Genomic DNA, 24,651 nt, shown 5'->3' on the forward strand with positions numbered 1-24,651 from the left:
TGATGAGTTTCATAACTGCGATCGCTATCCTCGGGGCCGTGCTGATGCTCCTGGCCCTGGCTTCGGCCTACCTTCGCTGGTTGCCGGTCACCACCTCGGCCGTGTGCCTGTTCCTGGGGCTGGGCATCGGCCCGCTGGGCCTGGGCCTGGTAAGCCTGGACATCCGTGAGTCCACCCACTGGCTGGAGCGCCTGACCGAGGGCGCGGTGTTGTTTTCGCTGTTCGGCACGGGCATCAAGTTGCGGCTGTCCTTCGGCCGCAGCGCCTGGCGCTGCGCCTACCTGCTCGCCGGGCCGGTGATGGTGGCCTCGATCGTTGGCGTTGCGGCGGTGGCGCATTATGCCTTGCACCTCGGCTGGGGGCCGGCGGTGCTGTTGGGCGCGATGCTGGCCCCGACAGACCCGGTGCTGGCCAACATGGTGCAAGTGAACAGCGCCCAGGATTTCGACCGGGTGCGCTTTGGGCTGTCCGGCGAAGCCGGGCTCAACGATGGCACCGCGTTCCCCTTCGTATTGTTTGCTCTGTTGCTGATCGAACATGGTGGGCTCGGTGGAAACTGGCTCGGCCATTGGGCGCTCAAGGACGTGGTATGGGGCGTGGCGGGCGGCCTGCTGATCGGTTATGGCCTGGGGCGGCTGCTGGGCCAGTTGATGATCTTCCTGCGCGTGCGCCATCAGGACAGCACGCTCTCCCCCAATGACTTTCTGGCCCTGGCATTGATCGCCCTGGCGTATTCGCTTGCCTGGTACCTGGGCGCCTTTGGCTTTCTCGCGGTGTTCGCCGCAGGGCTCGGGCTGCGCCAGGCAGAGGCGCACTCAACGCATTCAGACGTGCCGGCCGAGCACCTGACCCACCCGGTGATTGGCCATCACGAACTGCCCCCCGAACATGCGGTGGCGGGCCCTTTGGATGAACTCGAACCGCCGCAACTGGCCGCGGGCGTGATGATGGGCGACATCATGGCGTTCGGCAGCCTGGTGGAACGGTCCATGGAGGTGCTGCTGATCACCTTGCTCGGCGCCCTTCTCTGGGGGTATTGGGACTGGCGTGGCGTGGGCCTGGGGCTGGCACTGTTCTGTGTGATACGGCCGCTGGCGGTCTGGGCCCTGGGCGGCAGCCGTGCCCTGCTAAGCGGCCATCAAAGCGCCTTGCTGGGCTGGTTCGGCATTCGTGGCATCGGCTCGATCTACTATCTCTGCTTCGCCCTCCAGCACGGCTTGCCCGAGGAGATCTCGCGCACCTGCACCAGCATCACCCTGACCGTGGTAGCCCTGAGCATCGTGCTGCACGGGGTCAGCACCCAGCCCTTGCTGGACCACTATGAACGTCGCAACAGCGCCAAGGTGGATTGAACACCTGTTCGCGGGCTTCGCACGCGCTGCAGAGAACATGACGCAGTGCCCTTGGCCTGCTGTTGTGGGAGTTCCATGGTTGCTCGCAAGCGCTAACCCGTAGCGGCACGGCTTGCCGGCGACAGGCGTTAACCGGAGCGGCGTCTGGTCGCGGGCGAGCCCGGCTATGGCGCCAGCCCGCGAACCCTGCCGCACAACGCCATGCCTAACGCGCGGCCCGTTCCAACAATCGTGAAAGATCCTCATAGGTGGGCACGCAGTGGAAACGCGGCTCCTGGGCATAGGCACTGAAGTCCTCCTCGCCAAAGCCCGCCACCCAACTCCCGGCGGCCAGGCCTGCTTCCACGCCGGCATGGCTATCGTCCACCAACAGGCATTCATGAGGCGAAAGCTGGAGCACCCTTGCCGCTTCCAGGATCAGCCCCGGTGCGGGCTTCCAGGCGTTCACCTCGTAGGCGCTGACGATCCTTTCGGCAAAGTGCTCGAGCAGGCCGGCGCTGCCCAGGCAGGTTTCGATCTTGTTGCGCGGGCCGTTGGAGGCCACGCATTTGGGCAGGCGCAAGGTGCTGACGAACGCCAGCGCCCCTGGCATGGGCTGCATGCCGCGAGCGAACAGGGTCAGGCTCTGGCTGCGAAACGCTTGCATGAAGGGCTCGGCGTCGAGCCAGGGATATTGCTGGGCCAGGCTGGCGATGAACACCGCGAACTGCACACCGCGAAAGCGTTGCAGCACTTCTTCCCGGGGCAGATGAATATCCCGTTGGCCGAGCATCTCCCACAGCAGGCCCGCGGCGATGCGCTCGCTGTCGACGAGGGTGCCGTCTGAATCGAAAATAACGCCTTTGATGTTCACTGCCTGTTTCCCACCTGTATGCCAGCCTTCTGTGACCGCCACTTAGGCTACAGGTTGCCGCCTGGCAAATCACGGCCTAGAGTGGCGGCGTTCACAGGAGCCCGCCCATGATTGTCCGCGACCAGAAACCCTCCGTTGCCGTGCTGTTATTCGCCGTCAAGGGGTCGATCATCCCGGCGATCTGGCCAAAGGTGCTGTTCACGGTGCTGGTGAGCACGCTGGTGTTGCTCACCCACGGCACCGTCTTCAACTTCCATATGGTGCTAACCCCGGTGCCGTTCACCCTATGGGGGCTCACCCTGGCGATCTGCCTTGGGTTTCGTAATACGGTCGCCTATCAGCGCTTCTGGGAAGCTCGCACCTTTTTAGGCGAGCTAGCGATGGCCAGCCGCAACCTGGCTCGCCAGCTGGGCTCGTTGCTGCCTCGCGCCACACCTTCCCAGAGGCTGGCGGTGGCTGGGCAGTTGCTCGGTTTTATCCATCTGGTGCGCGACCAACTGCGCGGCCTCGCGCCAGGGGCGGATGCGCAACGTTGGCTGGAGGTGGGCACCCTGGCCCCGGTTGACCCACCGCAGGGCGCAAACGTTGCCCTGAGGCGCCTGGCCGAAGGGGTGATGAACCTGGCAACCGAGACAGGCGCCAGCGACATGGTCAAGGTCCAGCTGGACCAGCAGCTGTGCACGCTGACCCACGCGCTCAGCGGCTGCGAAAAGATCAAGCTCACGCCCATCCCGTTTCCGTACATCCTGATGATGCACCGCGTGGTGCATATCTATTGCCTGCTGCTGCCGTTCTGCCTGGTGGACAGCATTGGCTGGTTCACGCCCTTCGCGGTGTGCGTGCTGGCGTATATGTTCTTCGGCCTGGACGCCTTGGGTGACCAGATCGCCAACCCTTTCGACACCCAGCCCAACGCGCTGCCGCTGGATGCCATTTGCCGGCAAGTGGAAATCAACGTGCTGGAATTGCTCGGCGAACCCGCCCCGGCGCCCTTGCAGCCGGTTGCCGGCGTGCTGTTATAAGGGCGGCCGTTCGGCGCTGTGCCGCCAGCGGCGGGCCTGAACCAGCAGCGCCGGGGCAAAGTGCAGGATGAGCAGGCGCACCAGGTGATGGCACAGGATGAACACCACGTTCAGCCCGCCACCGAACGCGACCATGGCGATGGTTTCAATGGCGCCGGGCATATAGGCCAGCCAGGTGACCACCGGGTCGTTGCCCAGCGCCAGCTTGGCCGCTTCGGCAAACACCGCCGCGATCAACAGCATCAGCGTCACGCAGGCGACCCCGGTGCGGCCGTGGCGAACGAGGTCCCGCAGGGTGATGTCACTGAACTTCGAGCCGATCAATACCCCGAGAATCAAAGCCGCCGAATCGATGCTCCATTCAGGCATCTGGAAGCCATGGAGATAACCGGTTTTCATGAACACACCGGTCACGACGATTGCCGTGAGCATAAAGGGCGCCGGCACGCCAATGCGTAACAGCAAGCGCCCGATCAGCAGGCACAGGCCAACCAGCAGGCACACCGGCCACAGGTAACCCAAGGCGGCGGGCGCGATGGCCGTTACTACAGGAGCAGCCTGGCTGGGGGGAATGTAAAAGCTGACCAGCACGGTGATCGACAGCAGCCTCACCAAGTGGACCACGATCACTTTGGCGGAGGCGCCTTCGGACTCCAGCAGGTCGAACACCGCAGCCAGGGCGCCGGGATAAACCGCGATGAGTGAATCCGTGCGGTTCCACTTCGCCACCTTCAACAACCACACGGCGGCAGCGCTGATCTGCAGCACCAGAGCTATCAGCAGCAAACCCAGGCTGGGCAACACCGCCGCTACCGTCTGGTTGTCCCAGGACTCGAACATCAGGCCGGTGGCAATCCCCAGGACCACCTGCACGTACCCCAGGCCGAAGGGCAGCGCGGGCGAATGGCCCAACTTGCCCGCGATAAGCGCGCTGGCGAGTATCGCGCCCAGCAACAGGCCATGAGGAATGCCAAGCCGTTGGAAGGCAAGGCCGAGCACGGCAGCGGCTACAAGGCACAGCAATGATTTCATGGGATTCTCGCACTGGCGGGAAGAAGGCTCATGGCGCCTGCGAGCAATACAGCACTATTGGATCCTAATCAAGTGCCGGGCTTTGGGGGCTGATAGCCCGGTGGACGGGCGGGATCCCTAAACGAACGCAACCGGGCAGGCAAAACGCCAGGCCCTAGCAGCCGGGCTTGCTCGCGATCAAACGCAGCTCCGCGTAGCATCTGCCGCCGGCAAGCCGCGCTGCTACTCAATAGAGGGCAAACCAACCATAGAATCCTTTCCAGCCGGCCAACCGCCAAGCCGAGCCTGGTCAGCGAAAATCCCGGCTGCGTACGTCCAGGCCGGTCAACAGCGAGGTCATGTCCACCAGGTTGCGAGCGACCACGTGGCACACCTCCCCTTGCCGCTCGAGGCGGCCCTGCACCTGCAACAGGCGAGCGCCGATAAAGGCTTTGCGCTGGCGCTCGGCAAGGTCACGCCAGACGATCACATTGACCATGCCGAATTCGTCTTCCAAGGTCACGAAGGTCACCCCGCTCGCAGTCGCCGGGCGTTGCCGGCTGGTGACCAGCCCGGTCACGTTGACCGGCCGGCCATGCTCGATGCCTGCCAGCTCCCGCGAGCTTCGGCAACGCCACTTGCCCAAGGCTCGGCGCAGCAACGCCAATGGATGGCTGCCCAGGGTGGTGCCGAGCACCGCATAGTCGGCGTGCAGGTCTTCTCCCACGGTGGGCACTGGCAGGCTGACGGCGCATTCCGGCGCAGCTTCGATGCCGGCGAACAGCGGCAATTGCCGCTCCACGCTGGCCACCTCCCAGCGTGCGCGATAGCGATGCCCGGCCAGGCCGCGCAAGGCGCCGGCGTCCGCCAGTAATTCACGGGCGCGGCTATCGAGGTTCGCCCGCAAGGCCATGTCCTGCACGCTCCGGAAGGGCGCCCCGTGGCGCGCCTGGGTCAGCCGCGCAGCCGCGTCCTCGGCCAGCCCGCGAATCATCCGCAGGCCGAGGCGGATCGCCGGCTGCACCTCACCAGCAGGTTCCAGGGCGCAGTCCCAGGCGCTATGGCGCACATCCACGGGGCGCACCTCGATGCCGTGGCGACGGGCATCCTGCAGCACCTGGTCGGGGCTGTAGAACCCCATCGGCCAGCTGTTCACCAGCGCGCACGCGAAGGCCGCGGGCTCGTGGCATTTCAGCCAGCTGCTGGCATAGGTGAGCAAGGCGAAACTGGCTGCATGGGATTCGGGAAAGCCATAACTGCCGAAGCCTTTGATCTGTTCGAAAATACGTTGGGCGAAGTCTTCGCTGTAACCGTTGCGCAGCATGCCCTCCCGCAGGCGCTTCTGGTGCGGGCCCAGGCCGCCATGGCGTTTCCAGGCGGCCATGGAGCGGCGCAACTGGTCGGCTTCGCCCGGGGTGTAGTCGGCCGCCACTATCGCCACCTGCATCACCTGTTCCTGGAACAGCGGAACGCCCAGGGTGCGCTCGAACACCGCCTTCAAGGCCTCGGAGGGGTAAGTGGCCTCCTCCTCTTTATTCCGCCGCCGCAGGTAAGGGTGCACCATGTCGCCCTGGATCGGCCCCGGCCGCACGATAGCGACCTCGATCACCAGGTCATAGAAGTTCCGGGGCTTGAGCCGCGGCAGCATGGCCATCTGTGCCCGCGACTCGATCTGGAACACGCCTACCGTGTCGGCGCGGCAGATCATGTCGTAGGTGGCCGGGCAATCCGGGGGCACGGTGGCGAGGGTCAGGTGGCGCCCGCGGTAGTCGCGCACGAGGTCGAAGCAGCGCCGGATGGCACTGAGCATGCCCAGGGCGAGGATGTCCACCTTGAGCAAGCCCACCGCGTCCAGGTCGTCCTTGTCCCACTGGATCACGGTGCGCTCGTCCATGGCGGCGTTCTCCACCGGCACCAGCGTTTGCAAGGGGTGTTCGGAAATCACGAAGCCACCTGGATGCTGGGACAGGTGCCGGGGAAAGCCAATCAGCTCGCCGGTAAGGGCCAGTACCCGGCGCAACACCGGGCTGGCAGGGTCGAAACCCGCCTCGGCCAGCCGTTCAGGGGATGGCAGCTCGTCGCTGTAGCGGCCCACGCAATCGGCCAGGGCACTGACCTGGTCTGGCGGCAGCCCGAGCGCCTTGGCCACGTCCCGCACCGCGCCAGCCGCCCGGTAGGTGCTGGCGATGGCCGTGAGGGCGGCGCGGTGGCGGCCATAGCGTTGGAACACGTACTGGATGACCTCCTCGCGCCGCTCGTGCTCGAAATCCACGTCGATGTCCGGCGGCTCGTTTCGCTCGCGAGAAATGAACCGCTCGAACAGCATGCTGGTGTGAGCCGGGTCGATCGAGGTGATGCCCAGTGCATAGCACACTGCTGAGTTGGCGGCCGAACCGCGGCCCTGGCAGAGGATGCCGCGCCGGCGGGCGAAATCGACGATGTCCTGAACCGTAAGGAAGTACGACTCGTAGCCGAGCTCGGCGATGATCTGCAGTTCGCGCTCGATCAGCGTGTGCACCGTCGGCGGCGTGCCCTCTGGCCAGCGCTCACGCATGCCACGCGTGGTCAGCTCGCGCAGCCAGGCACTGGGCGTTTGCCCGGCGGGCACGAGTTCATGGGGGTATTGATAGCGCAGCTGGCCGAGGTCGAAGCGGCACTGTTCGGCGATCCGCAGGGTTTGCGCCAGCATGGCAGGCGGGTACAGCTGGGTCAGTTGCTCCAGGCTGCGCAGGTGCCGTTCGCCGTTGGCGAACAGCCAGGGCCCGGCTTCGGCCACGCTCAGGTGATGGCGCACGGCGGTCAGGGTGTCTTGCAGGGCTCGGCGGCCGCGGGCGTGCATGTGCACATCCCCACTGGCCACGCAGGCAATGCCCATCCCGGCGGCCGCGGCCTGCAACGCCGCCAGCCGCTCGGCGTCATTCACCCCGCGATGCAGCTCGACCGCCAGCCACAGGCGTTCGCCGAACAGCCCCTTGAGCCACTGGCCGTGTTGCGTGTCCACCGGGTGGGACGGCAACCACAGGGCCAGCAGCCCTGCGCGATCGATGGCCAGGAAGTCCTCGGCCAGCAGCTGGTAGCTGCCCTTTTTAGCTCGCCGCCGGGCCACGGTGATCAATTGGCACAGCGCCTGGTAGCCGGCAAGGTCACGTACCAGCAACACCAGGCGGGCGCCATTGCCTACGAGCAGTTCGCTGCCGACCACCAAGGGAACGGCGCACTCTTTGGCGGCTTGCCAGGCCCGCACGATGCCCGCCAGGGTGCACTCGTCGGTGATCGCCAGGGCCCGGTAACCCTGCCGGCTGGCCCGGGTGAACAGCTCTAGGGCGCTGGAGGCGCCGCGCTGGAAGCTGAAGTTGGATAGGCAATGCAGCTCGGCATAGGCGCTCATCCGAACCACCCCTGCAACCACCAGTGGTCCTCGCCCACGGTGCGGTACACCCATGCCTGGCGGCCCGAGGGCAGGCCCAGGCGGAAGTAGTCGCGGCGCACGTCGCCGCCATCCCACCAACCGCTTTCGATTCGCTCGGGCCCGGCCAGCCACTGCCAGCCTGCCGTGGGCAAGGGTTGGGCCTCGGGCAACAGCCAGCCCGGGCGTAACAGCGGCGTACCACCTGGCTGCCGCGGCGCCAGGTAGTCATCCACTGCCCAGGCCCGCTCCGGGCGATGGTCGGCCTGGTAGCGCAGGTTGCCCACGGCGTCATCGCCCAGGCGGGCGCGCAACCGCTCGCGCAATTGCTCCCAGCCCTGCCCCGCCGCCGCCCGTGCCTCGAACAAACCTTGGGCGACTGGCACGTAGGCCGGGAGTTCGGCGGCCAGTAGGCGCACATTGCGCACCGGGCGAGTCACCTGCACGGGCTCCAGGCGGCCCCGGGCCAGTTCGAACAGCAGGCTGGGGTCCCGTTCAGCCGCCAGCAGCCCGATGGGCACCTGGGTATCGGCGCCCTCGGCGTGCTCAAGGTGAATCACGAAGCGTTGCACCCCGCCGTCGCGGCCCGTGAGGAACACGCCAAGGTCGTTGATCAGCCGGCGCAGGGGAAACAGCAGCGCCTGGGTCGACTCCACATCGAAGTTAAGCTCGATCCGGCTGTCGAAGCGCTCCGGTGGATTGAAGAAGGTCAATGCCTGCGCCCGCGCCCCTTGCAGCAGATCCAGCTGGGCCAGCAGCGGCGGCGAGAAACGCCGAGCCAACGCGGCGCGTTCCAGCTGCAGCAACTGCCCTACCTGGCGCAGGCCCATGCGCATCAGGGCAGTGGCCTGCTCCTTGGCCAGGCCGATGCGGTCCACCGGCATTTTCGCCAGCACGCTGTGCAGCTGCGCCGGCGTGGTGATCGCCAGCCCATCGTGAACGTTGGCCAGCATGCGGGCGGCCACCGGGTTGGTCGCCAGCACGATGCGATGAGCGAAGCCCAGGGCCGTCAGTTCATGGCGCAGCCGAGCCTCGAATGCCGGCCAGGGCCCGAACAGGCCCATGCCGGAAGCCACTTCCAGCAGCACCGCCCGGGGGTAATGCAGGCTTACCTGGGAGCTGAAACCATAGGCCCAGGCGGCCAGCAGCTGCTGGGCCTGCTCGGCCTGGGCAAGGTCGTATTCGAGGGTGATGAAGTCCCGGCTCAGGGCATGCGCCGCACTCAGGCTCTGCCCTGGCCTGAGCCCAAGCGCCCGTGCAGCCGGGTTGACCGCACGCAATTGACGCCGCTGCGCCGGCCCGGTAACCAGCGCCAGCGGCGCGTCAGGGTCCGGCTGGCGGCGCCGGGCCACATCCATGGCCAACTGCGGCAGGAGGATACACGCCCAAAGCATCGCAACCTCAACCCAGCGCCGGCCAAGGGACCGGCCGCGCCGGGGGCAGGCCGCCACGGCATTTGAGGATGTGCCAGCCGGCGGGGTCGAGGGCGATGCGCAGCGCCGCCGGCGACGGGTTGGCCGCCGCCTCGTTACCGCGTACGGCGAACGCCAGGGCCTGCCCGGCTTCGGCGGCCACCTGCAACCGGCGCAGGGCACGGTCGTCCGCATTGCCGGGCCAGCACACCACCGCGGCGCAGCTGCCCGAGCGCAGGCACTGCTCGGCGGCCCAGAGGGCATCGTTGCCCTTGGCCCGTACCAGGGCCATCCAGTGCAGGTCTACGCCGGCCGCCTCCCACGCCTGGGGGTAAGGAATAAAGGGCGGCGCCACCAGCACCACCCGCTGGCTGGCGGTGCTCAGCCGGGCCAGGGTTGGCCACAGCAGCCGCAGTTCGCCACTGCCATGGGCGCCAACCAGTACCTCGCTCAGCGCGCCCGCTGGCCAGCCGCCCGTGGGCAAGGCGCGGTCGAGCTGCGCATGGCCAGTGGGCTGGGCCTCGCGCGGGGTGGCCTCGTCCTGAACGTTGCGGCCCCTCCACACCCGGCGGGTGCCGAGCAGGCCTTCGAGGCTGACGACCGCCGCGCTCATCGCCGCACCAGCCCGCAGAACACGCCTTCGATGACCAGGTCGCGGTCCGGGCCCACTTCGATTGGCTGGTAAGCCGGGTTACGTGGCAGCAGGCGAATACCCTCGCGCCCCTGTTCGAAGCGCTTGATGGTCACTTCGCCATCCAGCCGGGCCACCACGATCTGCCCGTTACGGGCGTCGGGCAGGCGCTGCACGCCCACCAGGTCGCCATCGAGGATGCCCTCTTCGAGCATCGAGTCACCCTGGACCTCCAGCAGGTAATCCGGCACCCGGGAAAACAGCCGCACATCCAACGCCAGGTGGTCATGCAGGCCGACGTCTGGATCTATCGGCACGCCAGCGGCCACTCTTCCGAGCAACGGCACCTGGACCAGCTCGGCGCGGCCAGCCTGGGCCACCAGCCGGATGCCGCGAGCCTGGTGGGCCTGCACTTCGATATGGCCCGCTTCGGTGAGCGCCAGGATGTGCTTGCGCGCCACGCTGCGCGACGCGAAGCCAAAGGCCTGGCTGATCTCCGCCAGGCTGGGGGGTTGGCCATGCAGGGCAATGCGCTCGCGGATGAACGCGAGGATGGCACGGCGACGGGGGGTGAGGATGTCTGTAGTCATGGAGTACATTTGTACTCCAGGGAGGCATTTGTGGCTAGCCCCTTCGGTCGAGCGGCGCCAGCAGCAGGTCACGCAGCTGCTGCTCGCTCCATCCGTAACGTTGCTCCACATGCCGCTGCAAGCGATACGCCTGGCCTGCCTGTTCCCCTAGCCACAGAGAGCGCAGCGCGGCAAGCCTGCGCACCGGCACCCCTTCCCGGCGCAGGCGCTCGAAGCAAGGCCGCAAGTAACCAGCCAGCCCTGCCGCATAGTCATCATCCTCCAGGTAACGTGCCTTCACCCCGGCCAGGTGTGCACCCAGCAGCGGGTCCTCACAGGCCAGTGGATCGTGCCGAAGCGAAAAGGGATCGATCTGCATGCCCAGGCCGTTCATGGCCAGGGCCCAACGCCGTTTGGGGCTGCGCGGCAGCAACGTGTGCAAGGCCAGGGGCGGCGCCATCCGGGGAGCAGGCGTGGCGCTATCGCAGGAGCGCTCATGCAGCGCGGCCAGCAGCGGCAGCCAGGTAACGCTGGGCGCGTTTGTCTCGGCGCCAGGCCCATAAGCCCTGCGCAGTAGCCGGCGCGCCAGGGCGAATGAGCGCAACAGCGCGGCCGGTGCTTGCGCCATCACCCACTGGCTTTCGCTGGCAATGTCTTCCATGGCCCGCCAGGCCAGGTGGGCCGCGGCCAGCAAGCAGGCGTCTGGCGACCGACTGCCGCACTGCGTGGTAGGCAGCAGGCCAGTGCCGCTGGCGGGCTCGGCGCCGGTGAGCGTCGTGCCTTCATACGGCGCCAGCCCCTGATGGGTGACCGCAAGCACTTCCACCCTGGCGTCTCCCATCAGGAACAACGCCGCGATACCGCGCCGCAGGTTGGCATGGTCGGTCGAGCTCAGGCCGGGCAGCATCGGCACTGCCACCCGCAGGTTGAAGGTGGAGCCCTGCGCGGCTGCCAGCAACAGTTGCGCCCCGCGCAGCATTGCCATGGCCAGCAGGCCGTCACGCTCACCGGAGCACAGCAGCACCAACCGTGCCTGGCTCGGCCGCGGATAGCGGCGGCTCACCCGTTCGGCCAGGTGAATCATCGCCTGCCGTTCGGTGTGGGCATGCATATTCACCAGGCGTTGCAGCACCTGCCGGTGAATACCCGCCAGGGCTTGCTCGTGTAGGTTGATCATGCGTCCTCCGATGGCCCTCGCCTTGAATTTTGGAAGCGAGTTCAGCGCGGCGAAGGATAAGGGGCAGGACAGCCAAGGGAGTTGGCAGAATGGCGAAGGAAAACTCGTAAGCTCTCGTAGGAAAGCCCTGGAATCATTGGCAATTCCAGGGCTTTTGCGGCACCGGGGTGGTCAGTCGGTGGCCAGTTGCAGCACTGCGCGGCCCTCGCAGGGGCAGGCGTCCATGTAGCGGTGTGCTTCAACGAATTGCTCGAAGGGGAACAGCCGTATCATCTGGGGCGACAGTACGCGATCAGCGGTCAGCTGGTTGATCTGGGTGAGGGCCTGGCGTACCGCGTCGGTGTCCTGGCAGATGCCCAGTTCAGGCTTGCCGGTGAAATTGCCCAGGCAGTGCACATGGAACTGGATGTTCTTTTGAAACGCCGCGCAGGCCGGGAAAGGCGTCTGGTTGCCACCTTGCAGGCCGTAGAGCACCAGGCTGCCACGTGGGGCGAGCACATCGCCGAGCAGCGACATCTGCGGCCCGCCCAAACCGTCGAACACCACGTTGACGCCTTTGCCATCGGTGTACTTGTTCACCTGCATGAGCAGGTCCTGCTCTTCGGTCACGATGACTTTGTCCGCGCCCAGCGCCAGCAAGGGCTCGCGCTGTTCCTGGCCGCGCGTTGCAGCCAGCACCTTGATGCCCAACGCTCTGCCCATTTGCACGAACGCCGGCCCCGCGCAATGGCTGGCATCGGTGATCAGCGCCGTTTGCCCAGGCTGGGTATGCGCCAGCTTCACATAGGCGAACCAGGCCATCAGCAACGGGGTGTAGTGCACGGCGGCCTGGGCCGGGGTGAGCAACTCGGGATAACGGGTCAGCGCCGCCGCGGGCATGAGGATCAGCTCGCCACAGGCGGGATAGTCATTGGCGCTGGCCACAGGGAAGCTGGCAACCCGGTCGCCGGGCTTGAACTCGGCAACGTCATCGCCCACGGCAGTGACCACACCGGCCATTTCCTGGCCAATACCGGCCGGCAAGCGCGCCTGGGAGGGCGCCAGGTTCTGCCGCCAGAGCACGTCGAACCAGGAAATGCCGATGGCTGCGACACGTACCTGCACCTCGCCTGGCCCGGGTAGCCTCGTCTCGTGCGTTTCGCACGTGAGGACCTCGGCGGGGCCGAACTTGTGAAAGCGGATTGTGCGCGACATCGCAAACCTCGTCTGATGACTGCTATTACCCCGTAGGTTATCCGGGCTTTGCCCGGTACACCACCGAGGGGAATTAATAGTCAACATGCCCAAGATTGATCCCCGATTCAATCTCTATGCACCCTATTTGATAATTGGAGTGCACCCGGGCGACCATTGCCCTTAATATCCCAGCGCACGAATACCCAGCCTGGGCGATCCAGATGAATCGTAACGACCTTCGCCGTGTCGATCTGAACTTGCTGATTGTGTTTGAAACGCTGATGCACGAACGCAGCGTGACCCGCGCCGCCGAGAAGCTGTTCCTCGGCCAGCCGGCCATCAGCGCGGCGTTGTCACGCTTGCGCAACCTGTTCGACGACCCGCTGTTCGTGCGCACCGGGCGCAGCATGGAACCCACCGCCCGCGCCGCGGAAATCTTCGGCCTGCTCTCCCCGGCCCTGGACTCGATCTCCACCGCGGTGAGCCGTGCGGCGGAGTTCGACCCCGCCACCAGCACGGCAGTGTTTCGCATCGGGCTGTCCGACGACGTGGAATTCGCCTTGCTGCCGCAGCTGCTCAAGCGCCTGCGCGCCGAAGCCCCTGGCATCGTGCTCGTGGTGCGCCGCGCCAACTACATTCTGATGCCCGCGCTGCTGGCCTCCGGCGAGATCTCCGTAGGCGTTGCCTATACCAGCGAGTTACCGGCCAATGCCAAGCGCAAGGTATTGCGCCGCAGCCGCCCTCGCCTGCTGCGCGCCGACAGCATGCCCGGCGTCATGACCCTGGACGATTTCTGCGAGCGCCCGCATGCGCTGGTGTCTTATGCCGGCGACCTCACCGGCTACATCGACACTGCCCTGGAACAGCTCGAGCGCAAGCGTCACGTGGTCTTGGCGGTGCCGCAGTTCAACGGCCTGGGCACCATCCTCGCAGGCACGGACATCATCGCCACCGTGCCGGACTACACCGCCGACGCCCTCACTGCCGCCGGCGGCCTGCGCGCCGAAGAATTGCCCATGGAGATCCAGGCCTTCGAACTGCACATGGCCTGGCGCGGCTCCCAAGACAACGACCCCAGCGAGCGCTGGCTGCGCTCGCGGCTGCAGATGTTCTTTGGGGACCCTGACAGCCTCTGACCTGTGCGTGGGCTTGTGGGCCTGTCCCATGCGCCCTTCTCCATAAGTCAGTGCTCCGCCTCCGCCCGCTCAAGCCCGCCACGGTGGCTCATCTGCCCGCCATGAGCCCGGCCAGTATCGGCTGCTCCAGCAGCCACCGCACGATCGCCTGGCTACCTTCACGCCCAGGATGCAAATGGTCGCCCGAATCATACGAGGCCAACAGCCGCTGCGGATGCTGCGGATCACGCAGCAATGCGTCGATGTCCAGCACCGCGTCGAAGCAACCGGCCTCGCGGATCCAGCGATTCAGCCGCTGGCGCAGGCGCTCTTTCGCCGGTTGATGAAACGCCGAGAAGGGCGTGCCGGCGAATGCCCCTTCGAACGGGGTCAGCGTCATGGCCAATACCTGAACGCCCCGTTCATGGGCCGCCTGGACCAACGAGGCGTAACCGGCGGTCAGCGCTTCGAAACTCGGCAGCGCGCCGCCCGGGTCGACCACCGAGTCGGCCCAGCCCAGGTCGTTCAAGCCTGCCTGAAGGATTGCCAGCGCAACGCCGGGCTGCTGTAGCACGTCACGCTCGAAACGATCGAGCACGCTGATGCCGAGCTTGTCACACAGCAGGCGGCCACCCGATTGCCCGGCATTGACCAGAGCGACTCCCCGGGGGGCCAGGTGACAGGCCAGCAGGTCTGCCCAGCAGCCATGGGTGTTCTTTTCCAAGCCATGGCCATTGACCAGCGAATCACCGATCGCCACCAGGGTCGCACCTTCAGCCTGGACCTCGATGGCATGGACCAGTACCCGCACATGCAACGGCTGGGCGTCGGCCAATGCATTGTCGTTGACCGTGCGATCGCCAGGTTCAAGGCTGCCCGTCTGGCGCGCATCCCAGTGAAAGGTTCCGATCTCGAAGGCCTCGGGCAAATGCAGGGTCACCTCCAGGTCTGCAAGGTCCGGGATGTCCAGCATGAGGGGATCGCTACGCAGACGCTGGCCGGGGGCAAGGACTGCCTGGGGCCGGCCGGCGAAGGTGACATCTTTCCAGGCGCGGGCCTGCCCGTGCTCACGCAAAGCCAGCTGGCAACGTTCAAAGCCCAATGGTGCAGAGCCATATTCGTTGGAGAACAGCAGGCGCACCGCCCTGCCCCCTTTGCTGATACGCATGGGTTGGCGCACGGTACAGGGGCCGGTCAGCACAGGAAGCTGGGTGGGGAATGGCAATTCGGCCCCCCACACAGGTTGAGGCGGAGCGGTCCAGGTGCACAGCCAGGAGGAAGCGCCCACGCCCTCGCATGGGCCAAGAACAGAAGAAACAGACACGCGAAATAATCCCTTCGAAAAAGAGCAGGCATCCTGGCCAACGGTGCCGTATGCAACCGCGGCTCGAGGCTACTGCAACAGCCACCAAAGCGGTAATGAGGCCGCTTGCACGCCTATTAGGCACTGACGTGCGCAGCGGCGCCCATTCTCTTGCAGCCGCTCGGCCACGCTGTTTGCCAACATGGCCTGAGAGGCGTCAGGCAATCAATGCCTTCACCACATCGTCATCGGCTGCCGCGGCAATGGATGCCAGGTATCGCCCGTAGCTCGTCTTCTTCAGCGCCGAGGCGCGTGCCAGCAGTTGCGCCTGATTGATCCAGCCGTTCTGGAAGGCAACTTCCTCAAGGCAGGCCACCTTCAGGCCCTGGCGGCTTTCGATGGCCTGGACGAAGTTGCTAGCCTCGAGCAGCGAATCATGGGTTCCCGTATCGAGCCAAGCGAAACCACGCCCCAGGACATTGACATTCAGCGTGCCGCTTTCCAGGTAGGCATTGTTGATGTCGGTGATCTCCAGCTCGCCACGGGCCGACGGCTTGACCTGCGCGGCGATATCGAGCACGCGGTTGTCGTAGAAGTACAGGCCGGTCACCGCGTAGTTGGACTTCGGTGCCGTAGGCTTTTCCTCGATGCTGATCGCCTTGCCTTGCACATCGAATTCGACCACCCCGAAGTGCTGCGGCTCGGCCACATAGTAGCCAAATACGGTGGCACCGCTGGCGCGGCTGGCGGCCTGGCGCAGGGTTTCGCTGAACTGGGTGCCGTAGAAGATGTTGTCGCCCAGTACCAGGCAGACGTTGTCGTCGCCAACGAACTCCTTGCCGATGATGAACGCCTGGGCCAACCCGTCCGGGCTGGGTTGCTCGGCATAGCTGAGCTTGATGCCGAACTGGCTACCATCGCCCAGCATGCGCTGGAAGCCCGGCAAATCGGTCGGCGTGGAGATCACCAGGATTTCACTGATACCCGCCAGCATCAGGACCGACAGCGGATAGTAGATCATCGGCTTGTCGTAGATCGGCAGGGACTGCTTGGAGACCCCCAGGGTGATCGGGTGCAGGCGGGTGCCCGAACCACCGGCCAGCAGGATGCCTTTGTACGTAGTCTTGTTCATGAACCAGCTCCCTTGAAACATGAATGAAGGTGTAAGGTCAGGCGGCGTTACCCAGGCGTTCCAGGCGGTAGGCACCGTTGAGCACGCGCTGCCACCAGCCGCGGTTGTCCAGGTACCACTGCACGGTCTTGCGCAGGCCGGTGTCGAAGGTTTCCTGGGGAATCCATCCCAGCTCGTTGGCGATCTTGCTCGCATCGATCGCGTACCGCCGGTCATGCCCCGGGCGATCGCTGACGAACTCGATCAGGTCGCTGTAGGCCCTCACGCCTTCCGGCTTGTTGGGCTGCAGCTCCTCCAGCAGGGCGCAGATGCCCTGCACCACCTTGAGGTTGCTTTGCTCGTTGTGGCCGCCGATGTTGTAGGTCTGCCCCACCGCGCCACGGGTCAGCACGGTGTACAGGGCGCGGGCATGGTCTTCGACATGCAGCCAATCCCGGATCTGCGACCCGTTGCCGTAGACCGGCAGCGGCTTTCCATGCAGCGCGTTGAGGATGACATGCGGGATAAGCTTTTCCGGGAAATGGCAGGGGCCATAGTTGTTCGAGCAGTTGGTCACCAGCACCGGCAGGCCGTAGGTACGCCCCCAGGCACGAACCAGGTGATCGCTGCCGGCCTTGCTCGCCGAATAAGGTGAGCTGGGCGCATAGGGCGTGTGCTCGGTGAAGTAATCGGCAGTCCCTTCCAGGTCGCCGAACACTTCGTCGGTGGACACATGGTGGAAGCGAAACGCCGCGCGAGCCTGTGGCGCCAAGCCACTCCAATAGGCCCGGGTGGCTTCCAGCAGGGTCGCGGTTCCCAACACGTTGGTCCGCACGAATGCATCCGGGCCCTCGATGGAGCGGTCCACATGGGACTCAGCCGCCAGGTGCATGACCGCCTCGGGCTGGAACTCGCTGAAAATCTGCTGCAACCGGGCCTTGTCACAAATGTCGGCCTGGTAGAAACGATAGCGCTCACAATCGCGGACGCTCGCCAGCGACTCGAGGTTGCCGGCATAGGTCAGGGCATCGATGTTGGCCACCTGGCAATCGGTCTGTTCGATCAGGTGACGGATCACAGCCGAGCCGATGAAGCCCGCACCTCCGGTAATCAAGATCTTCACGCAAGTACTCCTGTAATGAATATGACGCGTCCGTTCAGCGGGTTCAGTTGACCAAGGCCACCCAGTATTTGCTGAGCGCCCCTTTGAGGATCAGCAGCGACTGGATGCAGGTGAAGCTTTCATCGGTGGTCGCCGACGTCGTGCTCAGTGGGCCGAAACCGCCATCTTGCTTCTGGTGCTGGGTGATCCAGGCCTCGATGCCCTGCATGTCGCGCGGGTGAGCGTCGAGCAGGTACAGGGCGGCAATGGCCATGTAGCTGCCGACCAGGCTGACCGCCTTGCCCGGGCGATAGAGGAACGCCCCTTGTGGTTGTTGCAGCCCTTGCAGCCAGGCCACGGTAGCGGAAGGGTCGACCAGCTCGCGATCCAGCGCATGCAGCAGCGAAAGGGCCCGGTAGGTGGAGAAGGTATCCGGCGGGTTGCCCGGGCGGTTAGCGAAGCCCCCGTCGCCGTGACGGCACGCCAGGATGAAGTCCAGCAGCGCTTGCGGCTCGCTGGCCTGCGCCCCCAGCACATGCAGCGACAGCGCCGCCAGGTTGCTGTGCCAGATGTCCGACTGGTAGCCCGGCACGTTGCCGAAGCCACCATCAGCTTGCTGGCACTGGCGAAGGTAGCCCACGCAGGCTTGCACCGCTCGCGGCTCGCTGCCCAGCAAGCGCAGGGAAATCACAGCACAGTAGGTGGCGAAAACATCACTGAGCTGGCCAGGCTGCTCGGAGAACCCACCGTCGGCATTCTGCGAAGCCTGGATACAAGCGACCAGGCTAGCCGCGTCGTCGATCTCCACCTCGAGGGCGTACAGGTCGGAGATCACATGCAGCGCGGAGAACACCTGCCAGCAACGGTCCGCGCGGAACCCCTGGGGCGCCATTTCAGCGGTCAGGCCATACGGCACCGCCAGGGAGGCACGCGCCTGGCGCAGCCAGGCGAGATAGGCAGGCAGATCGACATCCAGCACCGGCAATTGGCCAAGGTGAGGCTGCTCCAGCGGGCGACGGTTGTTCGATATACGCAAGATGCTGGCGTCGACCTTCACTGGCGCCGAGGCTTGCGGCAAAACCGCAGCCTGTGCCTGCAGTGCACCCAGGCAGGCCAACTGCCCTTCGAGGCTCTTGATATGCAGCGGCAGGTACGAAAGGTTGCCAATGTGGAACACACCTAGCTGCCGAGGCGGCGCCCAGAACTGGCGAATGAACGGCACGGTCGGATCGACCGGCGTCGACCAGAAATACCCCTTGCCGAGGAAGAACCCGCCCTGGCGGCTGTCATGGAAATCGGCCAATGCCTTGAGCAGTTGCTCGCGGCGCGCGCTGCTTTCGTGTGGCTGCGCAAGCTCCAGCGCCTCGAGCAGCAAGGCCACATCCAGGCTGGTCTTGATCGGGAACGGTGATTCATTGCGTTTGAAGGATGTCAGCCAGTCGGCGCCGACGCGTTGGTCGTAACGCAGGCGATCCCAGTAGCCGCCATAGGCGCTGTCATGCAGGCGCTCGAGCGTGTCGTCGAGCAGCTTGCGCGCCAGTTGTAGCATCTCCTGATGGCTGTTGGCCCGGGCCCAGCGTGCGAGGGCCGATACGGCACGGGCACGGCTGGAAGTCTGGCGCAGCGGGCCGGCACCCAACCCGTCAAGCTCGGCCCGCACCTCGTCCTCGAGCTTCCATACATGCTGCTGCAGATGTGCAGGCAAAGGGGTTTCGCCCCAGGTACACAGGCTGCACAACAGGTTGACCGCGGCAATGTCCAGCTCCAACGGCATATGCGCATCGACGACGGTCGTCCAGTCGCTGCCTAGCACGCCGCCGAAAAGGCGACCCTCATAGACCTGCCGCAAGCGCAGCAGCATTCCTTCGGTCACCGCCTGCAGTTGGGCATCGTCACGCCGCTGGCGGCGAAACTCGAGTAGCGCGCGCAGGGCATCGAACTGAAGCGCCAGGGTCCGGCAGCGACCGGACCCGTGCGCATTCCAATGCCGGTCGGCCAGCTCGGTGAAGCCTTCCTGGCCGCCGTCGCGCAGCGCCAGTAGCCCGGCCAGGGCGAATTCGGCCTGCTGTTCGTCGCCATGCTGGGCGAAGAACAAGGTTGCCGCCACTTGATCTTCCAAGCGTTTGTCGCTGCTGATGCGCAACGCGCCTGTGGCGTCGGTGATGGCGAGAAAGCCACCCACTTCCCTGTCCATCAAGGCGTCGGCCAAGAAGGTAAATGCGGTGCTGTCCATGGCACCCTCCCTGAAAATACTGTGGATGTTCACGCTTACTGCGCCAGGCTGAGAATCCGGCTGGCCGCCCGATGGGCGCCGAGCCCGTCCGGCGCGGCCACACGCTGGTGCGCGCCAAAGTAGCTGGCGGCGCCAGTGTCCTTGTCCAGCTCGACATCGATCAGCTCGGCGATGGCCGCGGCCTGGAACCCGAGATAAGTCGGGAAGCCGAGGCGTGCCAGGCGCTCGAGCGCTTCGGCTTCGTGGTACTCGGATTTGGACGGCAGCACGAACAGGGTCGGGATGTTCAGTGCCGCAATCTCGGTGACGGTGATCCACCCGGGAGCCGACACCAGCAGGCTGGCCTCACGCAGCAGGCCCATCCAGTCCGGGTAGTACGGCACGCTAACGACACCTTCCCGTGGAGCGATGTCCTGGCGCCCCAGCAGCACCATCTTCAGTTCAGGACGTTCGGCGCGCAGGCTCTCGAACGCCTCCAGGTAAGCGTCGAGCAGGCTCTGCTTGCTCTCGGCGAACATGGTGGTGCCACTGATGGAAGCGACGATGAACGGCCCGTCGCCCAGGCCAAGGTCAGCCCGCACGGTGGAGGCGTTGGTTTGGCTGAAGTCGCGGATCATCGGCCCAACGAAGTGCGCCTTGCCGTTCTGCAGTGCGCTGGCCACCGGCGTGCCGTTATCCATCTCGGGAATATAGGGTTTGTCGGTCAGCACCAGCTGGCTGTGTTCGATCATCCACGAGAACTGCTTGTGCAGGGCCTTGCGTGCACGCTTGAGGTCTTCGGCGTTGAGTTCGAAACCACCTTCCCTCAGGTCCTCGTCGGTCAGTTGGCACAGGGTGAAGTCATATCGCTCGGTGACGAACACCAGGGGCGTGCCACTGAAAATAGCCGCTAGGCACGCTGCCATGTTGAAGTCGGAGATCACCACGCGCGGCTTGTGTTCCTCGATGATCGCCAGGTACGCCAGCATGCGTTCGCTGGACAGGAAGGTATTGGAAATGTAGCCGGCGATGTAGCTGCCCCAGTCGAGCTGGCGCGACAGGTTGCTCTTTTTCGAATAGTCCATCAGTTGCCCGGCCACATCGATTACATCGATGCCGGTGCTTTCGAACATTGGGGTGAACACGTCCTGCAAGGACGCCAGGGCCACCTTCAGTTCGATATCGGGATTGCGCTCGCGCAGGGCACGACCGATCGACAGCACACGCATGTTGTGACCAGATCCAGTGGGAGCGGGGGCGAACAGAATCATGCGACTTCCTCCTTGAGTTGAATGATGCCTTTGACGACGGATTTTGCGGGTACATCGCGGATGACGACGGCGTAGGGTTCGACCCTCACGTCGTCGCCCAGAGCAACCGGACCCACGATCAACGCGCCGGTACCAATGCGGCAACGCTTGCCGATGCGGATCGGCGCAGCCTTCCAGGGCAGCGACCGGAAGCCGTGATCATGGGACGAGGAAACCAGCGTGACATGGTCGCCGAGCCAGCTGTGCGCGCCGATGCTCACACCGCCAGCACCTTCGATCACTACCCCGCGCCCAAGCACGGCCTGCTCGCCAAGGGTGATGCCACCAAGCTCATGCATTCCGCCGAGCCGGGTGCTGCGCCCGATCAGTATGCAGTTCGCACCGACCTGCACCGAAGGGCCGCCGTGAAGCTCGGCATCGATCAGCGCTCCTTCTTCGATCTGCCAGGCGGCCAGGTGGGGATTGAGCTGGCGCACACGGCCTATGGCGCAGGATTCAGGATCCAGGAAAGAAGGCAACCCTTCACGCTGGCGCTTGAGCACCTTATCCAGCACAGGAGCGGGGTCCGGCCAGCCATCCTCATGGACCTGGCGACGGGCAATGATTCGCGCGGGGCGGCCCACGACGATGCAATCTTGTTCGACGTCTTCGTTCACCAGGGCGCCAGCGGCCACAACCGCACCGGCGCCGATACGCACACCGGGCGCGAGCGTGGCCCGGGCGCCAACCCAGGCGCCACGCCCGATGCTGATGGGCCGCTCACGGGTACCGCGGGCAACGACGCCGGTGGCGAGCATGCCCCGATCGGCCACGTCCAAGTGCTCGAGGCGGCAATTGAAGCCAATGAAGCAACCTTGACCGAGCGTCACTGCTTCCAGTTGGTTGCCAGCGCGAACCCAAGTCGCCACGCCGATACGGCTGTTAGGCGAGACACGCGTTCCTGTTTCGACAAGCCATGTTGCCTGCATACACACTCCCTTGCGTGTTCGGACAGCGTCATCGCTACCGCCTGAGCGGTGCGCCTGCCAGCGTCCCGTTTACCAGTCCTTGGTAGGGCTTGCCCGGCTGACCGGGAAAATCGAGCGACCCTGCAAAGAAAATAATGTACTAGTCAATTAGTACTGTTCGCACATCCTAGTACATACAAATTGCCGAGGCAACACGTTTTCTGTGCTGGGCATTAGAAATTTACGCGAAGGGAAAAACCCACAAAAATGTTTCGATTGCATGAAAAAAAGCAGAATTTAGCGAGTAGCCTGCACACAATTGATAAACGTGACAAAGACGACGCCAGCCACTCGAGCCTCTCAATCGCGGGAGGATAAACATAAGGGCCGCCACAGGCAGCTGCAAAGAAACGTCAGTGCGCCACGTGATCAGGAACGATGGTGCCCCATGTGCCCATGGCATGGCCTGCCACTTTTTCCAGCGCATCTCGTGGCGACCCATCACGGGCGACCATCGCCATCCCGCGCTGGACCACGCCATAGTAATTAGCAACGCTCTCGCAATCGACGTGCTCGCCGATTTCCCGGCTGGCCTGACCAAGGCGCAAGCGATTCCTCAGCATCTCGAACGGTTTGCAGCGCAACACTTTTAGCCCAACCCGCAGGTTGGGCAACGGTGACTTGAGTTCGGTTTGAGTAACGAAACAGCCGTGCGGTCGGCCCTCACGGGTCAGGCTTCTCGCGGTTGCCAGCAGCATGGCCTGGATCGAGTCCTGTGCCCGCTCGTGCTTGTACAATTCACTCCAGATCTCCTCGCCAACTGTCGCCCAATAGAGGTCCAGCGCTTCCAGAAACAGGTCCTCCTTGGAGCCGAAGGCAGCATAAAGGCTGGGGGACTTGATACCCATCGCCACCATCAGCTCATTCAGCGACGCCCCATCGTAGCCCTTGTCCCAAAACAACAGCATGGCTTTGACCAGCGCCTGGTGACGATCGAATTCCCGAGGTCTTCCACGACCACTCATATTCACTTCTCCACAGCGAGAGGACCATGACCAAGGCTGTCATGACCCGGATTCCACAGCTCCATTCACGCCCCCTGTGGCTCGCAGGCCTCAGGTCATGCAGGTTTCACAGGCAATAGATAAACTGCGCTACAAAAAGATTTGTATTGTACTAAGACATGCGTACAATCAATGATATGCGTCCGCCTGCGGGGTCCGTCAACCCCGGCTTGCAAAGTAACGGCAATGGCGCACATGCAGGCAGCCAAAGGCTTGTCGCAAAGGACTGCCCCACCCCCAATACTGGAGCGTTTCAACAATGGATGTTGCTACTTACAGGAATGCCATGGCCCGCCTCGGCGGCGCCGTTTCGATCATCAGCACCGATGGCCCCAGCGGCCGGCATGGCTTCACTGCCTCGGCGGTCTGCAGTGTCACTGATACCCCGCCTACCCTCCTGGTGTGCATGAACAACCAGTCACGCCAGCGCAGCAGCTTCGAAGACAACGGCGTGCTCTGTGTAAACGTGCTGCGTGGCGACCATCAGCACCTCTCGGGTATTTTCGCCAACAAACACCTGGACATGGAGCAGCGCTTCCTCGCCACCAAGTGGTCTACCGGCCACAGCGGCGCACCCACGATGGACGAGGCACTGGTGTGCTTCGACTGCCGGATCACCGACATCCACAGTGTGGGCAGCCACAGCATTTTCTACTGCCAGGTACTGAATATCGACAGTGCCCAGCACCCGGAGGGGCTGATCTATTTCGACCGGGCTTATCACCGGGTCGCCGTAGCCAGCCAGCCAATCGCCTGAGTTGTCTGGAGAGCACGCGTTATGGACGACTTCTGGTCTTCATTACCCCTGCCTGGCCTCTGCGACGATCAGCTCCACTGGCTGTTCGCCCCCGGCTCATTGACCCTGCGCCTCAAGGCCTTGGGCCAGTTTGGGCTGGAAGTGGCCGGGCAACGGGCCGCGCTTCCCACCCAAGGTGAGGCCCATGCCCTGGGCATGCCCCCGGGCTCGCTGGTCTGGGTCCGAGAAGTAGGATTGACGGTGGATGGCCAGGTCATGGTCTGCGCACGCAGCCTGACCCCCATGCACAATGACCTGCCGGCCTGGCCGGAACTGGCGGGCTATGGCAACCAACCGCTTGGCAGCCTGCTGTACACCTCGACCACGATCCATCGAGGTGCCTTCGAGTGCCAGCGCCCACCGGGCGACTCGCCTTTGTCGCGCCTGGCCCGGTCACTGGGCCAGCCTGGCATGGGCCTGCTGGCCCGTCGCTCTCGCTTTACGCGTGATGACCAGCCTCTGCTGATTGCGGAATGCTTTGTGCCTGGGTTCTGGAAGCGGCTGCAAGAAACGGGCGCACCGCTCAAGCTGGCTATCTGAGCCAGGGGCGCCACCTGGAAGGAAGGCTGCTCAGCCTTCCTCCAGACGCACTTCATTGTCGCGAATGACCTGCGCGGTGTGCGGATCCTTCTCCACGGCCTGAAGCAGAGAACTCAACAGCCCGGGGAAACGGCTCTCCAAGTCTTCGCTGCGGATCGACAGCAGGTTCTCGCGGCCATAAGGGCGTTGCCAGATCACACCGCTGTCACGCAGCACCCGCCAGTGGTGGGTCATGGTCGATTTCGACGCCCCCTTGAGAATGCGCCCGCAAGGGTGCTCTTCACCATCGGAAAGTACCTTCAGCACGGTCAGGCGCAACGGATTGCCAAGTGCTGTCAGGACGTTTTCCAGGCGGATCTGTTCAATGCTGGGATGGTTGGCAGTGTACATTCGATTACCTCAATAGCCTTACAAGGATCACCCTGGGCTGAAGCGTGGATACGCGTCGGCGCGGGGTTTCCTCGTATTGAACAGGCACGATTCCATGTCGCGCCCACGGGAATCAGAATCCGAACCTGGCAGCACCCTTGGGAAAGCAAATTCCCAGCGACCTTGGCCATCAGCCGATGGCTGCCTGCATC

21 protein-coding genes are annotated in these 24,651 nt (G+C 64.6%); 5 read left to right on the plus strand and 16 right to left on the minus strand.

What is annotated here, in order from left to right; genetic code table 11:
- Positions 1 to 2 precede the first annotated feature (2 nt).
- A complete protein-coding gene (locus OGL93_RS10065) occupies positions 3 to 1,352 on the plus strand; it encodes a cation:proton antiporter (protein WP_263262490.1) in 1,350 nt (449 codons plus the stop codon).
- Positions 1,353 to 1,557: 205 nt separating this feature from the next.
- Here OGL93_RS10065 and OGL93_RS10070 read toward each other — a convergent pair whose 3' ends face one another.
- Positions 1,558 to 2,205, minus strand: a complete 648-nt coding sequence (locus tag OGL93_RS10070; RefSeq protein ID WP_263262491.1) for an HAD-IA family hydrolase — start codon at positions 2,203 to 2,205, stop codon at positions 1,558 to 1,560.
- Positions 2,206 to 2,312: 107 nt separating this feature from the next.
- Here OGL93_RS10070 and OGL93_RS10075 point away from each other — a divergent pair, with 107 nt between their 5' ends.
- Positions 2,313 to 3,227 carry a bestrophin family protein gene (locus OGL93_RS10075; protein WP_263262492.1) on the plus strand — a complete coding sequence of 305 codons (915 nt, stop codon included), beginning with the start codon at positions 2,313 to 2,315 and terminating at the stop codon, positions 3,225 to 3,227.
- Here OGL93_RS10075 and OGL93_RS10080 read toward each other — a convergent pair.
- The 7 genes from OGL93_RS10080 to OGL93_RS10110 all read right to left on the minus strand — a co-directional run bounded on the left by OGL93_RS10080 (position 3,222) and on the right by OGL93_RS10110 (position 12,627).
- On the minus strand, positions 3,222 to 4,259 hold the full coding sequence (locus OGL93_RS10080; RefSeq protein WP_263262493.1) for an AbrB family transcriptional regulator: 1,038 nt from the start codon (positions 4,257 to 4,259) through the stop codon (positions 3,222 to 3,224). The two genes, OGL93_RS10075 and OGL93_RS10080, sit on opposite strands and share 6 nt — an antisense overlap.
- A gap of 289 nt (positions 4,260 to 4,548) precedes the next feature.
- Positions 4,549 to 7,647 (minus strand): error-prone DNA polymerase, encoded by a 3,099-nt coding sequence (locus tag OGL93_RS10085; RefSeq protein ID WP_263262494.1) that lies wholly within the window; start codon positions 7,645 to 7,647, stop codon positions 4,549 to 4,551.
- Positions 7,623 to 9,038: a DNA polymerase Y family protein gene (locus tag OGL93_RS10090; RefSeq protein ID WP_263262495.1), complete on the minus strand. Its 1,416-nt coding sequence runs from the start codon at positions 9,036 to 9,038 to the stop codon at positions 7,623 to 7,625. Before OGL93_RS10090 ends, OGL93_RS10085 begins: the two co-directional genes overlap by 25 nt.
- Before the next feature lie 7 nt (positions 9,039 to 9,045).
- Positions 9,046 to 9,669, minus strand: coding sequence for a translesion DNA synthesis-associated protein ImuA (imuA, locus tag OGL93_RS10095; RefSeq protein ID WP_263262496.1), 624 nt, complete (start codon positions 9,667 to 9,669; stop codon positions 9,046 to 9,048).
- Positions 9,666 to 10,286, minus strand: coding sequence for a transcriptional repressor LexA (gene lexA, locus OGL93_RS10100; RefSeq protein ID WP_263262497.1), 621 nt, complete (start codon positions 10,284 to 10,286; stop codon positions 9,666 to 9,668). The genes imuA and lexA overlap by 4 nt, the downstream gene beginning before the upstream one ends.
- Before the next feature lie 25 nt (positions 10,287 to 10,311).
- Positions 10,312 to 11,433, minus strand: coding sequence for a hypothetical protein (locus OGL93_RS10105; RefSeq protein ID WP_263262498.1), 1,122 nt, complete (start codon positions 11,431 to 11,433; stop codon positions 10,312 to 10,314).
- Positions 11,434 to 11,604: 171 nt separating this feature from the next.
- Positions 11,605 to 12,627: a zinc-dependent alcohol dehydrogenase family protein gene (locus OGL93_RS10110; protein ID WP_263262499.1), complete on the minus strand. Its 1,023-nt coding sequence runs from the start codon at positions 12,625 to 12,627 to the stop codon at positions 11,605 to 11,607.
- A 203-nt stretch (positions 12,628 to 12,830) separates the two neighbouring features.
- Between OGL93_RS10110 and OGL93_RS10115 the strand changes: the two genes are divergently transcribed.
- Entirely contained in the window at positions 12,831 to 13,745 is a 915-nt protein-coding gene (locus OGL93_RS10115) for a LysR family transcriptional regulator (protein ID WP_263262500.1), read from the plus strand.
- Between the two features lie 88 nt (positions 13,746 to 13,833).
- Here the strand turns inward: OGL93_RS10115 and OGL93_RS10120 are convergent, their stop codons facing one another.
- The 7 genes from OGL93_RS10120 to OGL93_RS10150 form a co-directional block, all read right to left on the minus strand.
- Positions 13,834 to 14,892, minus strand: coding sequence for an SGNH/GDSL hydrolase family protein (locus OGL93_RS10120; RefSeq protein ID WP_263262501.1), 1,059 nt, complete (start codon positions 14,890 to 14,892; stop codon positions 13,834 to 13,836).
- Between the two features lie 352 nt (positions 14,893 to 15,244).
- Positions 15,245 to 16,159 (minus strand): glucose-1-phosphate thymidylyltransferase RfbA, encoded by a 915-nt coding sequence (gene rfbA, locus OGL93_RS10125; protein WP_263262502.1) that lies wholly within the window; start codon positions 16,157 to 16,159, stop codon positions 15,245 to 15,247.
- 37 nt (positions 16,160 to 16,196) lie between these two features.
- Complete coding sequence (gene rfbB / locus OGL93_RS10130) at positions 16,197 to 17,261, minus strand: dTDP-glucose 4,6-dehydratase (protein ID WP_263262503.1); 1,065 nt, start codon at positions 17,259 to 17,261, stop codon at positions 16,197 to 16,199.
- A gap of 43 nt (positions 17,262 to 17,304) precedes the next feature.
- Complete coding sequence (locus OGL93_RS10135) at positions 17,305 to 19,473, minus strand: prenyltransferase/squalene oxidase repeat-containing protein (protein ID WP_263262504.1); 2,169 nt, start codon at positions 19,471 to 19,473, stop codon at positions 17,305 to 17,307.
- Positions 19,474 to 19,508: 35 nt separating this feature from the next.
- On the minus strand, positions 19,509 to 20,723 hold the full coding sequence (locus OGL93_RS10140; protein ID WP_263262505.1) for a hypothetical protein: 1,215 nt from the start codon (positions 20,721 to 20,723) through the stop codon (positions 19,509 to 19,511).
- Positions 20,720 to 21,691: an acyltransferase gene (locus OGL93_RS10145; protein WP_263262506.1), complete on the minus strand. Its 972-nt coding sequence runs from the start codon at positions 21,689 to 21,691 to the stop codon at positions 20,720 to 20,722. The genes OGL93_RS10140 and OGL93_RS10145 overlap by 4 nt, the downstream gene beginning before the upstream one ends.
- A gap of 392 nt (positions 21,692 to 22,083) precedes the next feature.
- Positions 22,084 to 22,695 (minus strand): TetR/AcrR family transcriptional regulator, encoded by a 612-nt coding sequence (locus OGL93_RS10150; RefSeq protein ID WP_263262507.1) that lies wholly within the window; start codon positions 22,693 to 22,695, stop codon positions 22,084 to 22,086.
- Between the two features lie 298 nt (positions 22,696 to 22,993).
- On the opposite strand from OGL93_RS10150, the gene OGL93_RS10155 reads away from it, so the two are divergent.
- On the plus strand, positions 22,994 to 23,491 hold the full coding sequence (locus OGL93_RS10155) for a flavin reductase (RefSeq protein ID WP_263262508.1): 498 nt from the start codon (positions 22,994 to 22,996) through the stop codon (positions 23,489 to 23,491).
- A gap of 21 nt (positions 23,492 to 23,512) precedes the next feature.
- The gene (locus OGL93_RS10160; RefSeq protein WP_263262509.1) at positions 23,513 to 24,070 is read left to right on the plus strand and encodes a chorismate lyase; all 558 of its coding nucleotides are present in this window, start codon (positions 23,513 to 23,515) and stop codon (positions 24,068 to 24,070) included.
- A 30-nt stretch (positions 24,071 to 24,100) separates the two neighbouring features.
- Here the strand turns inward: OGL93_RS10160 and OGL93_RS10165 are convergent, their stop codons facing one another.
- Positions 24,101 to 24,460 carry a helix-turn-helix domain-containing protein gene (locus tag OGL93_RS10165; protein ID WP_263262510.1) on the minus strand — a complete coding sequence of 120 codons (360 nt, stop codon included), beginning with the start codon at positions 24,458 to 24,460 and terminating at the stop codon, positions 24,101 to 24,103.
- Between the last annotated feature and the right edge of the window lie 191 nt (positions 24,461 to 24,651).

The organism is Pseudomonas sp. RIT-PI-S, assembly GCF_025642975.1.
Lineage (GTDB): Bacteria > Pseudomonadota > Gammaproteobacteria > Pseudomonadales > Pseudomonadaceae > Aquipseudomonas.